The 11,945-nt window shown below is 44.4% G+C and carries 12 protein-coding genes; 8 read left to right on the top strand and 4 right to left on the bottom strand.

Annotated elements, in window-relative coordinates; translation table 11 throughout:
- Positions 1–2: 2 nt before the first annotated feature.
- The 3 genes from HMPREF9624_RS08460 to HMPREF9624_RS08470 form a co-directional block, all read right to left on the bottom strand.
- Positions 3–1,484, bottom strand: coding sequence for an N-acetylmuramoyl-L-alanine amidase family protein (locus HMPREF9624_RS08460; RefSeq protein WP_009537395.1), 1,482 nt, complete (start codon positions 1,482–1,484; stop codon positions 3–5).
- A 37-nt stretch (positions 1,485–1,521) separates the two neighbouring features.
- Positions 1,522–1,857 carry an EscU/YscU/HrcU family type III secretion system export apparatus switch protein gene (locus HMPREF9624_RS08465; RefSeq protein WP_009428179.1) on the bottom strand — a complete coding sequence of 112 codons (336 nt, stop codon included), beginning with the start codon at positions 1,855–1,857 and terminating at the stop codon, positions 1,522–1,524.
- A gap of 73 nt (positions 1,858–1,930) precedes the next feature.
- Complete coding sequence (locus HMPREF9624_RS08470; RefSeq protein ID WP_009537396.1) at positions 1,931–3,337, bottom strand: hypothetical protein; 1,407 nt, start codon at positions 3,335–3,337, stop codon at positions 1,931–1,933.
- A gap of 265 nt (positions 3,338–3,602) precedes the next feature.
- Here HMPREF9624_RS08470 and HMPREF9624_RS08475 point away from each other — a divergent pair, with 265 nt between their 5' ends.
- The 4 genes from HMPREF9624_RS08475 to HMPREF9624_RS08490 all read left to right on the top strand — a co-directional run bounded on the left by HMPREF9624_RS08475 (position 3,603) and on the right by HMPREF9624_RS08490 (position 7,883).
- The gene (locus tag HMPREF9624_RS08475; RefSeq protein ID WP_009537397.1) at positions 3,603–3,914 is read left to right on the top strand and encodes a flagellar biosynthesis anti-sigma factor FlgM; all 312 of its coding nucleotides are present in this window, start codon (positions 3,603–3,605) and stop codon (positions 3,912–3,914) included.
- A 12-nt stretch (positions 3,915–3,926) separates the two neighbouring features.
- Positions 3,927–4,364 (top strand): hypothetical protein, encoded by a 438-nt coding sequence (locus tag HMPREF9624_RS08480; protein ID WP_009537398.1) that lies wholly within the window; start codon positions 3,927–3,929, stop codon positions 4,362–4,364.
- A gap of 44 nt (positions 4,365–4,408) precedes the next feature.
- Entirely contained in the window at positions 4,409–6,244 is a 1,836-nt protein-coding gene (locus HMPREF9624_RS08485; protein ID WP_009537399.1) for a flagellar hook-associated protein FlgK, read from the top strand.
- A 298-nt stretch (positions 6,245–6,542) separates the two neighbouring features.
- Entirely contained in the window at positions 6,543–7,883 is a 1,341-nt protein-coding gene (locus HMPREF9624_RS08490) for a DUF1576 domain-containing protein (RefSeq protein WP_009537400.1), read from the top strand.
- 40 nt (positions 7,884–7,923) lie between these two features.
- Here the strand turns inward: HMPREF9624_RS08490 and HMPREF9624_RS08495 are convergent, their stop codons facing one another.
- Positions 7,924–8,928: an asparaginase gene (locus tag HMPREF9624_RS08495; protein ID WP_009537401.1), complete on the bottom strand. Its 1,005-nt coding sequence runs from the start codon at positions 8,926–8,928 to the stop codon at positions 7,924–7,926.
- 226 nt (positions 8,929–9,154) lie between these two features.
- On the opposite strand from HMPREF9624_RS08495, the gene HMPREF9624_RS08500 reads away from it, so the two are divergent.
- The 4 genes from HMPREF9624_RS08500 (at position 9,155) to csrA (ending at position 11,933) form a co-directional block, all read left to right on the top strand.
- The gene (locus HMPREF9624_RS08500; protein ID WP_009537402.1) at positions 9,155–10,384 is read left to right on the top strand and encodes a flagellin N-terminal helical domain-containing protein; all 1,230 of its coding nucleotides are present in this window, start codon (positions 9,155–9,157) and stop codon (positions 10,382–10,384) included.
- Between the two features lie 187 nt (positions 10,385–10,571).
- On the top strand, positions 10,572–11,138 hold the full coding sequence (locus HMPREF9624_RS08505; RefSeq protein ID WP_009537403.1) for a hypothetical protein: 567 nt from the start codon (positions 10,572–10,574) through the stop codon (positions 11,136–11,138).
- Between the two features lie 36 nt (positions 11,139–11,174).
- Positions 11,175–11,636: a flagellar assembly protein FliW gene (gene fliW / locus HMPREF9624_RS08510; protein WP_009537404.1), complete on the top strand. Its 462-nt coding sequence runs from the start codon at positions 11,175–11,177 to the stop codon at positions 11,634–11,636.
- 48 nt (positions 11,637–11,684) lie between these two features.
- Complete coding sequence (csrA, locus tag HMPREF9624_RS08515; RefSeq protein ID WP_009429325.1) at positions 11,685–11,933, top strand: carbon storage regulator CsrA; 249 nt, start codon at positions 11,685–11,687, stop codon at positions 11,931–11,933.
- Positions 11,934–11,945: the final 12 nt, after the last annotated feature.

An 11,945-nucleotide genomic window follows, 5' to 3' on the forward strand; every position in this document is an offset into this window, starting at 1 on the left:
ATTTACCTTGTAAAAGTATTTTGATCCAATATGCCGTCCGCATTCAGAGGGAAGCCGTCCACCGTCGTGTTCTTCAACATTTCTCCACTATCCTCCTGAAAATAGTACCAATTTCCGTCTATACTGAGCCAGCCGGTCTCCATGGCTCCATTTTTATTCAAGTAGTAGGTCTTTTCATTTCGCACTACAAAACCGGAAAACATAACCCCCTCCAGGCTATTTTCCAACTCATTTAGGTAATACCATTTTCCCTGATCAAAGACCCAGCCCTTGTGCATCTTTCCGTCCGGATCGATGTAGTAGTACCTTCCGCCGATGACATGCCATCCTGCAGGGAGCAGTTCTCCGGCTATCAAACCGTTTCCCGCCTCCGTATCCGGCACGAGATAATACCACTGCCCGTTGTCCTTAATCCAGCCCACGGCCATGGACCCGTTTAAGTTAAAGAAGAACCACTTGTTGTCAATCTTCTGCCAACCCTTTACCATCTTTCCGTCCGGCTGAAAATAATACCAGTAGCCGTCAATCAGTCCCCAGCCTGTCAGGAATTCTCCGCTCGGCTTACGATAAATATAGGTATTCCCTTCCTGATTCCAACCGATTTTTTTCTCCGTTCCGCCTACAACCTTGTCTCCCAGCCTGCCTTTTCCGTCTGAAACATCCCGATCATCGATTTGCAGTTCCGAGGACTCGGTATAGCCGCTGTTTCTGGCATATTTTTTCTCCGCATCATTCTTGATCAAAGTTTTGACTTTTAACTGATAACGACCGGGTCTGGTCATATAAGGGTAAAAATTATACTGATTTCCCGCCACTCTTTCGATTTCATAGATTCGACTGCCATTTCGGAAAAGTTGCACATGATAGAAACCCGAATCCACCTTTCCGGGATTCCAGAAAGCCATTCCGAGGGTTCTTTCATTCCAGTCCACGGAAGAGGGAGCATCATAGCTTCCCTGTACCGCACGCACCTTTACGGTAAGAACCAGGTCATCTCCTTCTCTTTTCGAGGAGACATAGTATCCTCCCTCGATATGAAAGCTGCTTGCCTGATACGCTCCCAAAAAGAAATATTCCGTTACGTCTACCGGCGTTAAGGTGAGCACCATCTGCAGTTCATCTCCAACAGAGACAAAGGGGACCTGTCTTCCTCCCCACTCCGCGGAACTTACCGTAAAAAGACTGCTCTTTGCGCCGACGCCGACCTCATGCTTGGCCGTCTCTTCCACCGTGAGCTTAATATCCCCGGGGGAATCTCCTGTTTCCAGTTTGGAATTAATGTTGATTCGTATATTTTTAATCGGAGAGGTTCCGGCAAAAACCTTTTCTCTGAAAAGCAGCACGAAAAAAAGGCACAGTAGTAAAAACACCTGCCTTTTCCAAAGGAGATGCAAAAGAGATCCTCCCTTGCCGCTATTTCCCGGTAAAGTAATTCTTTCTTCTCTTTTAGCCATCCCTGTATTATGATTCCGCATCCTCTTCATTTCCATCCTCTTCCGGCCGTAAAAAACGGCTACTTTATTAAGAAGAGAGTGCGTTTTTTCTTTCTTCTCTCCTCTTTTCTCTTTCCTCCTTGTCTTTTTCCGGATCTCCGGTAAAGCCCAGGAAGTAAATATAAATTTCTACAATTGCCTGAAAAAGTTCCTCGGGAATCTCCGCTCCCAGCTTCATCTGCGTAAGCAGAGACGCCAGACTGTCGTCTTCATAGACCGGTACTCCCGACTTCATAGCCGTTTCCGTAATTCGTTCCGCCATTTCGCCCATTCCTGCAGCAACAATGACCGGAGCACCGTTTTTCTCGCTGTCATATTTTAAGGCAGCCGCCTTCTTCTCCATAAGTCTGGTAAAATCTGTCACCTTATCTCCTTTGTTCTGAAGAACTCTATTCCTTTATCGACAAGTTCTTAGCTTTATAGAAGTGAAAACTTGACTAAATTCTTACATTTAATCCCTTTTCCGCTTCCTTGATCTCCGGAAATACCTCTTGTACCCGAAAATCTCTGGTCTTTTTGTAAATCCCGATATTCGCCACGGAAAGCCCGTTTCTCCGTAAAATCGTAGAAAGAACTCCCTCTACATCCTTCTGCTTCTCCATCAAATCTTCCGGCATATACAGGTTCATGTCTACCCGCATATTCGCTATTCCGGAAATCATTTCAAAGTTCCCAACATTCGGAATGGAGAATTTCAGCAGCATCTTTGTCAGCTTTCCGCCTGAAGAATCCTCCGCCTCCTGTTCAACCCACATCTCACTCATCACATCTTTTCCTTCATAACGGAAAGGAAGGACAAGGTGCTGCAACGGCATATAGACGCTTTCATTTACCAAAAGTCCTTTCAGCACATCCTGGAAGTGGGAAATATGTTCCGTTCCCGCCTTTCCCTCCGCACCGGCCTGAAGAAATTGGTTGAAAAGCTTCGGAAAAGTATTTTGTGACTTCCTATCCAGGTTCTGCAAGCTGTCCTGAAAAGCTTCCTCCGGATCCCCCTTAAACAGAAGACGAAAATCCGGATTGTTCATCAGGGCTTCCTTTTCTTTTACAAGAGACTCTTCAGACCCGTTTTCATACTTTACAGCATAAAGAATAAAAAGGACTACGGCATTTCGCACTGCCCCGTAATCATGGGTTCTGGAAATGTAATTGGAAAGGAAGGGAATAATCTGCTTATTAATTAAGGAAGTGTTTCCCTCCGTCTGTCCCATTTTCTCCTCAAAGTTCATTTGAGAGAGGAGATCCTCAAACTCTCCCTGGAAAGAGGGCAGTAATAATTTATCGATATCTTCCGAAATGGTTTTTAACTGCTCCAGAAAATGAGGGGAAGAGCTGTAATCGTTATAACTTTTTGCAAAACGGAAAATCGCATTCTTTAAGGAAGGAGAAATATTTTCCTTGAGCATCCCTCTTAAGTTATTGAAGAGATTTCCCGAAAACTTAATTTGAGACTGTTGTTGTTCTTGCAAAAAGGCCTTCAAGTCTTCCGGACTTTCCATTTCCAGGGCGGAAAAAAGTTCCTTGATGCTTTCTCCGATTTCTCCCTTATTTTGGCTTAAGGCTATAGCGGCATCTCCAAAGAGGACCGTTTCCATTTCCTTAGGAAGATTTCCCGTTTCGGAAAGGGTCCGGATAAAGGCTGCATAATTCCCTTCAAAGTCAACTCCGGAAAAATGTCCTTCCGCCGTAGAGCTTCCCGCCTGCCCGGTGTCTTGCCCGTCTGCACGATTGACGGCATTGGGATTGACGGGGTTCTTAACGGATAGGTCCGGTGTGACCCTGCCATGCTGTATTGAAGTATCCGGGGTAACCGGAGTGGAGCCCACTTGTAAAATATTTGCCATTTTTCCTCCAAAAGTGTAAAATTGTTCCTGTCGTGAAAAAAATTATAAAAAATTCACATTTTAACTGTATAGTACTTATATCGACACTTTTATCGTCGATATAGTAGGGGAAGAAAGGTATTTCCAATAAATTTTAAATTTATGTTTTGGAGTATACCCCAAGTGTTTCCCCCATGCAAGAAGCTTTCAAGCGGAAGGCAAAGAGACGGAAACGGAATGATGAAAGGCGATGACTCTCATAAGAGAACGCCGATAGGAGGACAAAATGAATTTTTCTATTAGACCTGATTTAAACACTAGAGTAGACTATCAAACACGTCAGGCGTCCTTAGTAAACAAACCCGCAGAGCAGACAGAATCGATTCAAAAAGTTGACAAGGATACCGTGTCTATTTCCAAGGGAAAGGCAATCGATGACAGAAGCTTCGTAGCCGCTTTATCCAAGGCTACTGCAGATTCCTTAAAGGTAGGTGCTTCCGACAAGAGAGTTGCTGAACTTCATCAGCAGGTGCAGTCCGGTACTTATCGTCCGAATGCACAGCGTATTGCCGAGAAGATTTTAGGCTATAAGGATTAATGGAGAAAAAAGATGACCATTGAAAATAATAAAAATTGGAAAGAACTCCTTCCCGTTATTTCGGAGCTTTCCCTTTTGGTCTCTGCTCTTTGTGACTTTGAAGACTCCTTAAGTATTGCCGCATCCAAAGATGCACAGGAGGAAATCAATGCCCTGGTGACAGAGGCCCAGCCCACTTTGCTTCGTTTCAAGGGATTAGAAAAAAAACGAGAGAAATTACAAAAGGAGCTTGGGCTTGCTCCCACTTCTCTTTCCGCCCTCTTAAAAGAGATTCCGGAGGAAGAGAGGGAAGAATGGGCAGAGAAGATCGAAGCTCTGGAAAAAAATCTAAATCGTTTTATAAATTCCAAGGAAAACGCCGATAGAATATTGCAGGTTCGCCTAAGCGACATTTCTCTACAGCTTGAAGGAAAACCTGAAGTAACAAATTTTCGAGACAGAAGAGTCTAGGCGTTATTTTTTTTTGATTTTTTTACCCCTTTTAAGGAGGATTTATGGTAAGAGCAACCTTTGCCGGGTTTGATACGGCACTGTCCGCACTCCGGATGAATCAAAAAAAGCTGGATCTTGTGGGACATAATCTGGCAAACATGAATACGGAAGGATACACAAGGCAGGAGTTAAAAACTTCTTCCATTAACTATGAGAACCCCACTTCCTTCTATATGAATTCAAATGATACCAATGTAGGCTTCGGTGTAGGCATGGATGGCGTACGGCAGCTTCGCGACCAGTTTTTGGATAAACAGTATCGTACGCAAAACGGAAGAGCCGCCTATACGGAAGGGCTCGGAGAGTCTTTAAAGTCTCTCTCCCTCTTCCTGGACGAGACTAAGGTAGACGGCATTCGTGCTTCCTTTGATAATATCCAGAAGTCTCTGACCAATATGCAGGATCCTTCCAAAGTGCAGGACCCGGTATACGAAGGAGAGCTCATGTCCAGAGTGCAGGCCATGACTACACTCATGAATTCCGCAGCGGAAAGTATTGTCCAGGCACAGAAAAATGAGTTTCATAAGATTGACGGAACCGGCACCTCGGAAAACGGTGCTATCCAGAAGATTAACAGTCTGATTGAGGGAATCGGTGACTTAAATACCCGCATCAAGAAAAATCAGCTTCTCGGAAGTCCCGTTTTGGAATTGCAGGATGAAAGAAATAAAAAACTAGATGAGCTTTCCAAATATGTTCCTATTGAAACGGAAAGTTTCTCGGAAGAATATACGGTTGGAACGGAAACCCGTTACAGAATCTATAATTATGATTCTGCCGGAAACATCACGGGAAGATCAGACTGGCCGGAAGACCTGCGCGTAAACCTTGTTTACCGGGACAGCAGTGCGGGTAACGGCGCCGAAGTAAAGAAAATCACCCTGGTAAACGGTGCCATTGACGGTAACCTTCAGGATTCGACAGGAAGACACCGGAATGTCGGAAAGGTAGAGCTTGCTACCCCGACTCCCGCAACCGTTCCGCCACAGCCTGCCTATTCTCAGGATAATCCTCTGAACACGCAGCTGAAATTCACCGGATACAGCAAGAGAACCGCTACTCCGGGAACCTTTAACAACGATGAGTTTACAACGAATACCAAGAATGTTCGTTTTGCTTCCGGAACGGTACAGGCCAGCCTCGATATGCTTTCCACTTCCGATGTTCGTGCCTTGGTGCACGGAGGCGGTGTAATTAACCTTGCAGACTTAAAAGCCAGCAATGAAATGACCGCTTACAGCTATGATTATTACATGGGAAAGCTGGATTTACTTGCAGAAACCTTTACCAAGAATATGAATGAGATTAACAAGAAGGGAAATACGGACTATACGAAGACCCCTCCCGTGACCAATCCGAATCATATTCTGATGATCAACAAAGATAAGGCCGGCGGAAATGATCCTTCCGAGGTAACCGCAGCAAACATCGGTATTTCCCGCGGTTGGGTGAACGGTACAACGCATATCGGCACCCGCGGTTTCCGTAACAATCCGTCAACGACCAATCAGGGCGATACCACGGATACGGTTTTGGAAATGCTGGAGCAGATGACCTCTCCCATGATGAAGATGAACAATACCAAGACCAGCTATGCGGATTATATGAATAACTTATCCACTACTCTGGCAACGGATTCTTATTCCAATAATAACTCTTACACCATTAACAAAGCTGTTCTGGACGGAATCAATACTTCCAGAGATCAGATTTCCGGTGTAAGCTTGGATGAGGAAGCGGCAAACATGATGACCTATCAGTCTTCCTACAATGCTGCGGCAAGACTGATGACCACCTTAAACAATACTTTGGAAACTTTGCTTTCCATCGGCAGATAAAATAGAATATTCATTCCAAACGAGATCCCTTGCGCTTCGCGAGCGATACTCGTATAGAATCGGGAGTGTAGCGGGAGAACCCGCTCACTCCTGATTTTTTGTATCTGTCAAATTTTCGATTGTATCGACCCGATTTCCGATTGTATCGACCCGATTTCCGATTGTATCTATCCGATTTTCGATGGTATTGATCCGATTTCCTATTTCCTTTTATTCTTATTTCCTTTACACTAATCTTATATTTTTTATCATCTCTGCCGCATTACGGTTCTACTCTCTAAACAGAAGGAATAAAAGAATGAACTTCCATTTTTTTCAAAAAGACGTGCACGAAAAAGTGCAGAAGAACATCCAACTTTTACACCATGTCCTGCCAAACTGGGAAAGATATCTCTTAATGTGTACCGTTCCGCTGTATTTTATGCTGATCAGCCTCTCTCAACAGCCCCTTTCGGAAATTTTTTCAGGCCTTCGGAATATTGTTCGGGAGCCGGATATCCTGATTTCCGATTATTTTGTGGTGGGCGGAGTCGGTGCAGCCTTCTTTAATGCGGGTTGTCTCAGCATTTTATCTCTAGGCATTCTCTGCATCGCAAAATCCGACTTTGACGGAAGCTGTATCGTAGCGGCCTGTCTGATGTTCGGTTTTTCTCTCTTCGGCAAGAACCTTTTAAATATCTGGTCTATCCTCATAGGCTATGTCCTCTATGCCAAGGTACATCGTGTTCCTATTAAGAAGTATCTCTATATCGGCTTTTACGGAACCACCCTCTCGCCTATCATTACGCAGATTATCCTGATGAAGAACTTCCCCTTTTTCGGTCAACTGCTGCTTGCCATTGCTGTCGGAATCGTTATCGGCTATGTTCTGGTCCCCATTTCCCTGCACACAAAGCACGCGCATATGGGATATTCCCTCTACAATGTCGGTTTTTCCTGCGGGATTATCGCCATTATTGTAACCTCTCTGATGAAGTCCTTCGGCGCAAAAATCGAATCCCGTCTGCTTTGGGACAGCTCGCACAGACCCTTCGGCTTCTTCAGCCTTCTCTCCCTCTTCCTGACTCTGATCCTCATCACCCTCATTCTGGGTGGAGATGATACGGTTTCTTCCTATAGGGAATTGCTGAAGGAAAGCGGACAGGGAGGGACGGACTTTCTGAAAAAATATGGAGACTACCCCACTATCCTGAATATGGGCATTAACGGACTTCTTATGACCGTCCTTCTTTTTGCCGTCGGGGGAGATTTTAACGGTCCGACTATCGGTTCTATCTTCTGCGTAGTCGGATTCAGTGCCCTGGGGAAGCATATCCGAAATATCCTTCCTGTTCTTTTGGGCGTCATTATTGCAAGCTATTTAAAGATCTGGGATCTGCGGGATCCCAGCGCCACTCTCACCTTGATTCTCTCCACTACTTTAGCGCCCATTACGGGAGACTTCGGCATCTTCTGGGGTATCGTGGCCGGCTTCCTGCACTCTTCCGTAGCCTTAAATGTCGGTGCCGTTTACAATGGTACAAACCTTTATAACAACGGCTTTGCCGGCGGAATTGTTGCTCTCTTCTTAGTACCGATTATTCAGGCGGTTCGAAGCCGTATGAAGCCAAGCGCACTTTATAAGAATGAAGGAAAATAAAATGGAAGAAATCGTTCTCAGTAAGGAGCATATCCTGCTTTTACACTGCACAAAGAATGTCGTGATTGACCTCCCGGTAAAATGCCTTCTGCAATGCCTCATAGGATTTCCCGTATTGTTTCAACAGCACCATGAGCTTCGTGACCACCGCTTCCAGTGTCATATCATAGGCTTCGATGAGCTGAAAGTCTTTCTTAATCTTCTGGCCGACCCGATAGATTTCCATATTCGAGCCCTCATTCATGACCTGGGTTGCCATAACGAGTACCTTTCCCGATTCTTTCCACTTGTTCATTTCTCTGTATACGGTATCTAAAAGGGCATCGGGGATTCCTCCCACACCAAAGCTCTCTATCACAATACAGTCATAGTTCTCGAAAAGATAAGAAAGCAATTCCGGTCTGGTTCCGGGAATCAGTTTGAACACGCAGACGGAATCACTGATTTCCGTAAAGAATCGGACAGGCTCACGCTCCGGAATATAGGGTAAATAGCGGATGATTCTTCCGTCCTGTACTCTCGCAAGCACCGGGAAATTCACACTTTGAAATGCATTAAAGGAACGTGCCTGCATTTTCTTTGCCCGAGTTCCGGCAATTACATTTCCGTCAAAAATAAGAACCACATTTTCCGAATAATCATCCATAGCATAGAGAATACTGTCTCGCAGATTCACTCGGGCATCCGTTCCCTCCCGGTCAATCGGCTTCTGTGACCCCGTCACCACAATAGGTTTTCGGGAATGCTGAATCATATAGCTTAAGACTGCGGAGGTATACGCCATTGTGTCTGTCCCGTGTAAGACCACAAAGCCGTCATAGCGGTCAAAGTTCTCCTTAATCGCCTGTACAAGTTCTCTCCATATTTTCGGATTCATATTGGTGGAGTCGATATTACAAAGCTGCAAAACCTCTATTTCGCAAAGATTTCGCACTTCCGGAACAAAACTCACGATTTCCTCCGCCTGAAGCCCCGGGCTCAGTCCGTCTCCCGTCTCCCTGGAGGCAATCGTACCTCCCGTTCCAATCAGTAATAGTTTTTTCATTCTCTCCGTCTCCCGCATCCTTTTCCCTATTTAACATCATACCTGTTCCGATAAGCAGTATACTACCATGTTTTCCAAAAAGAAATAAACTCATAAACTCCCGGAAACTGCATTTTTATAAGACAAGTTTTGCATTTCACTTATAGTTTTGCAGGACTCGAACGATATATATCATGAAAGAAAAAAGTGTTTTTTTAAGACTCTTACCATTATAGAGGAGTAGAAAATGAGAGTAACCGCAAGGACTTATTATCAAGATTATGCTAAATCCGTAAATGATTTGCACACCAAATTAAACAAATCCATGGAGCAGGTCGGAAACGGAAGAAAATTCAATGAGGCCAAGGAAGACCCCATTGCTTATTACGCAGGAAAACGTATAGAAAATCAGCACAATGATGCTGAAGCGAAGAAAACCGTTATCGATGATGTAAAGAACCGTTTATATCAGCAGGAAAAAGGAGCGCTCAGTATCCAGGATGATATGCGTACCGTAAATACGAAAGTAGTCAATTTAAAAAATGACACAACCAACGCAAATGCATCTACCGTGGAAACCTTCGAGTCGGAGTTCACCCAAAGATTGCATTCCGTAGTCAACACCTTAAATTCTCAGTATGACAACTTCTATGTCTATGGAGGAAATGATATGACTACCGTCCCCTTCTCCTTAAAGGAGGATTTGGACGGTGCACCGCCCAGTGTTACCTTGACTTATTCCCACAAATTCCCGGGAGATGAAAAAGCAACCGAGCTGAATATCAAATACAGCTACGACGGAACCAATTATAAAAATGAATTTTCCGGAAAGGCGAGTGACGGCACGGCACTGGGAGAAGGAGACACACTGAAATTGATTCTCTCCGCTATGAGAGAACAAGGCAAGATGAGTACCGGTTACGGCTCTCTTCGTGATCGCAGCACCCTTCTTGATACCTATACCGGAGGCCTGAACATGATTACCGGTCTTTCCTCCGATACGCTGAAGGGCCTAAGTGACACGGATGCCATTAACCGAATCAAAGGAGCAAGTAACGGCGGTCCGGTAGTGGCTGAGGAAGATTCTCTCATGAATTCTCCTGTAGCCCTATTGTCTAAGAGTGTTCTGACTACCCACAACTATGTGAAAGCTTTAAAAACGAACACCAATGTGTCTACCGCAAAAGAGCGTTTTCATAAAGACCTTTCCGACTTCATCAATCAAAATGATGATTCGGAGTCCAGGGTCAGCGACACCTACCGCGTTTTGGGTATTAAGTATGCCGCATTAGAAGCAACACAGTCTAAGCTGGACATCACTATGGATACCCTGCAAGCTGAATACAGCTCTAAACTGGCCATCGACCCTTATGATGCAGTGGTAAAGATGTATTCCTACCAATACAGCTACAATGCAGCCATGAAGGTGGGGGCAAATATCATGCAATCTTCTTTGTTTGATTTTGTAGGTAGATAAAAAAATATGGTCATCTCTCCATTAACCTGACCAAGAGAGCAAGGGGTAAAACTCTTTCTGAAAGGATTGAGTTTTACTCTTCCTGAGTGGAAACATTTTTCTGAAATGTTTTTATTCCTGACAACCCGCTTTATGCGGAGATGCTTTTCTTTCGCATAATACACGGGTTTTTAAGAGGGAGGCGCGTATGGGACAAGTCTTAAAGATTAGTACAACGGACTTCAGAGCTCTCCACCTCTCCATGGGCGGAAGGCTGGTCCCCTCTGATTTACTTGACGAAGCGCGAGGGAGAGAGCTTCGCGTAAGTGCCATTGAATCTCGAAACGTCGGGAAATCCGATAGAGATTTTCAACGTGCAGTCAATATTCAATACCAAAGAGCCACGCAACATGTACAGGCTTCTTTGCATAAAAGTTCAGCCGCACAAGAGATAAATCCGGAAGCTTTACCCCTTACGAAGCAGAAGGCTGCTACCCCGAATCTCTACACTGCAAGCAATACGCAGCGCGCGGCCGCAGAAAATTTGGAAGCGTATGCCGAAAGGCAGGCTTTATCACAAGAAAAAAATGCCGGCTATCTACAGGACCGGGGTGCCTTTGAGATGAGGGTACATCAGGGAGAAATCACTTATCTTCCTGCGATGAACATGACCATCATTACCCAAATGCCGGAAGTAAAGTTTGAGTACACTGGAGATTTTGTTTATTTTCCAAAATCGCCTGAAATGGGCGTGAGTATGGACGTAGTAAGCTAGTGTATCCTGTTTCATTATTATTCTATGGAGGAAATTATGCAATTACATACCAAAGACTATGGTGTTATTGATTATGAAGAGAAGGATTTGTTTTTCTTTCCTGACGGGCTTTTCGGCTTCAGTCAAGTACAACATTTTCTTCCGCTTTGTTTAAACGAAGAAGAAGACTCTACCATTCTTCTTTTGCATGGAGTGGAGGACCCGAACTTGGCGTTTGTGGTAATCAATCCCTTTACTTTAGATCCGGATTATGCGCCTACCTTAACAGAGGAGGAGCTTAGTTACTTAGGAGTTAAGAATGCCGAAGAATTAAGTTACTATGTAACCTGTGTTTTACGCGAAGATTATTTGAGTAATACCGTGAATCTGAAGTGTCCTTTGGTAATAAATCCCGAGAATCATAAGGGAATGCAAGTGATACTGGAATCTAGCGGCTACGACTATAAGCATACCCTGGGCAGCTTCGCTTCTGTTCAAGAAAAGAAAGCTGCAGTATAAAATGCGAATATCCCACAGGGATGTGGGAGAAAGAGGTGAAGGAAAACCATGTTAATCTTAAGAAGAAAAAAGAATGAAAGCATCTTAATCGGGGATAATATTCGTCTTACAGTGATTGAAACCGCTGCAGATGGAGTGCGTATCGCGATTGATGCTCCAAAGCATATTTCCATCCTACGTGAAGAACTCTCCCATGCAGAGGAAGAAAATCGTTCCGCTGTAGCAAAGGATCAAAGTGCAATCTTTAATTTGCAAAACGGTCTTTTGCAGAGGCTTTCTGTAGGAAGCACAGAATAATAAAAAANACAC

Origin of the sequence: Oribacterium asaccharolyticum ACB7, from assembly GCF_000238075.1 — a bacterium.
GTDB classification, from domain to species: domain Bacteria; phylum Bacillota; class Clostridia; order Lachnospirales; family Lachnospiraceae; genus Oribacterium; species Oribacterium asaccharolyticum.

Coding starts and splice junctions, on each gene's coding strand:
- HMPREF9624_RS08460 (WP_009537395.1), bottom strand. CDS start 1,484: ATGAAGAGGATGCGGAATCATAATACAGGGATGGCTAAAAGAGAAGAA.
- HMPREF9624_RS08470 (WP_009537396.1), bottom strand. CDS start 3,337: ATGGCAAATATTTTACAAGTGGGCTCCACTCCGGTTACCCCGGATACT.
- HMPREF9624_RS08475 (WP_009537397.1), top strand. CDS start 3,603: ATGAATTTTTCTATTAGACCTGATTTAAACACTAGAGTAGACTATCAA.
- HMPREF9624_RS08480 (WP_009537398.1), top strand. CDS start 3,927: ATGACCATTGAAAATAATAAAAATTGGAAAGAACTCCTTCCCGTTATT.
- HMPREF9624_RS08485 (WP_009537399.1), top strand. CDS start 4,409: ATGGTAAGAGCAACCTTTGCCGGGTTTGATACGGCACTGTCCGCACTC.
- HMPREF9624_RS08490 (WP_009537400.1), top strand. CDS start 6,543: ATGAACTTCCATTTTTTTCAAAAAGACGTGCACGAAAAAGTGCAGAAG.
- HMPREF9624_RS08495 (WP_009537401.1), bottom strand. CDS start 8,928: ATGAAAAAACTATTACTGATTGGAACGGGAGGTACGATTGCCTCCAGG.
- HMPREF9624_RS08500 (WP_009537402.1), top strand. CDS start 9,155: ATGAGAGTAACCGCAAGGACTTATTATCAAGATTATGCTAAATCCGTA.
- HMPREF9624_RS08505 (WP_009537403.1), top strand. CDS start 10,572: ATGGGACAAGTCTTAAAGATTAGTACAACGGACTTCAGAGCTCTCCAC.
- fliW (WP_009537404.1), top strand. CDS start 11,175: ATGCAATTACATACCAAAGACTATGGTGTTATTGATTATGAAGAGAAG.
- csrA (WP_009429325.1), top strand. CDS start 11,685: ATGTTAATCTTAAGAAGAAAAAAGAATGAAAGCATCTTAATCGGGGAT.